The sequence below is a fragment of the Methanocalculus alkaliphilus genome (assembly GCF_024170505.1).
In the GTDB taxonomy this organism is placed as follows: Archaea; Halobacteriota; Methanomicrobia; order Methanomicrobiales; family Methanocorpusculaceae; genus Methanocalculus; species Methanocalculus alkaliphilus.
The window spans coordinates 1-1831 of the sequence record NZ_JALJYG010000034.1; the positions used below are offsets into that span (position 1 = coordinate 1).

Annotated in this window: 1 protein-coding gene; it reads right to left on the reverse strand. The window is 38.1% G+C overall.

Translation table 11 applies throughout. The features are described 5' to 3' along the window. Positions 1-36 precede the first annotated feature (36 nt). Complete coding sequence (locus J2T58_RS11040) at positions 37-1764, reverse strand: hypothetical protein (protein WP_253490029.1); 1728 nt, start codon at positions 1762-1764, stop codon at positions 37-39. Between the last annotated feature and the right edge of the window lie 67 nt (positions 1765-1831).

A 1831-nucleotide genomic window follows, 5' to 3' on the forward strand; every position in this document is an offset into this window, starting at 1 on the left:
CACCATTGCTGCTCCTCCTCTGGTGGTACAGAGAAGTTAGCAGGTGAGCACTTTTAGACCGCCACTTTTGTGCATTTCTACACCGCCATTGACAGTATTGAGAGCATCCTCAAGATTAAACCGTATCGTCTCAGCATACCATTCGAGAGATGCACTTCTTGGTTTATTCTCGTCTTCTGCGAGCTTCAAAGCCTCTTCACGGGTTATTGCTCCTGCCCTCACCTGATTGCTCCTGAACGTATCAATTTCTGAGAAACCTGCAACATTATAATATACATAATTATAAAAATCAGCTTTTCCATCCCCAATTCTCCACGTTGTCGTCGTGTCAGGTGCTATCTCCCAATCATATGTGGTCCGAAGAAGAGAGACCACTTCCTCCTCATTCCAGGGAATATAGTCATATATATTGATATAGGCATCTTTAAGGACGTAGGTTGAATAAAACGCATGGAATGTATCAAAGATTGAGGCATTAATATATGCCGGATTAAACAGGTAATGTCTTACATAATAAAGCAGTAGCTTGACTTTGTTAGAAAATTTAATGCCAGTTAGGAGACCTTTTCCTCGTGTGTCATCTGGTGATATCCCACAAAATCCAAGCTTGAAGTCTGTTCTCTCATAAGGATTGGCCCCCCCTAAAACAAAAGATATTCCGGTATCTTCCCTGATCTTATGAGCAAAGTAGTAGAATTGCTTATCTCCTGCCATAAGTAATGGAAGAATACCAAGATCTGGCTTTTTAAGCCAAGCATTAAGATTTAAACGAACGTTTCGCCTTTTTTTCTCAAGGTCCGCAGATACAACTATGTGTTCAACTTCAAGAGCTCCACAAACACGGGCACAATTTCGTCGGGCAATATCAGTCACCATCCCCCAGTCATAGGTGAAGGCAATTGGATTGACTCCGAGCTTCTTTCGTGCATAGTGAAGTACGTACGAACTATCACGCCCTCCACTAAAACCAATGATGCAATCTTGTTTGCCATCACCTCTCTTATTTTCCTTAACTAAATCAAGGAGAGCCTCTGATCCTTTCAGTTGTATTGGTGAATAATCTCTGCAATAGTTACAAACACCCCTGTCATCAAAATCGATGTATGGAAATGTTTCCGGGAGGATACATTTTGTGCAGCGGCGTAGATCCATATTAGGTTGATAATTTTCTATGATCATCCTCCTGATATTCTCACGATCACCTATATCATAGTTTGAGATTGAGGTTTTTTTGTCATTATTATAATCTGAGTGATCAATAATCGATGCTCTCTGGTTGGAAAGAGGATCCACAATAGTATAAACATTACGATCATTTGACGACTTCGATACATTAAATATCGTAAAATTGGCATATTGAATATCTATCAAACACCCCTGCGATGGTTTTAACTGGAATATATCTTCGCTTTTAAGAAACCCTTTAAATTTTTTATTTTTACACAATTCTGATACAATAAACCTTTCAGAAGCAAAAAGAAAGATATCATTATTTTTAAGGCAATATATTGATCCAGTATTTGTAGCAAGAGTCAATACATTATAGTCAGTAAATAAAAATCCTATTGAAGCTTCACCATGTATCATTGAAAAAATACGTTGAATTGAATGGAGAAGGCTTTTATTGGTGCTGATCTCCTTCTGTAACAGTAATGCTATGATTTCTGAGTCTGAGTTGGTCTTTCTTGTGATATCTGAAATCTCAGATTCGATCTTTTTTTCATTAACAACAATTCCAGAGAACTTCGAATAACCTCGTTCCATCGAAAGTACTTTATAGTGTGTGATCGATCAGTACTCAATGAGCACGTTCTTTAATTTTGCAATTAAG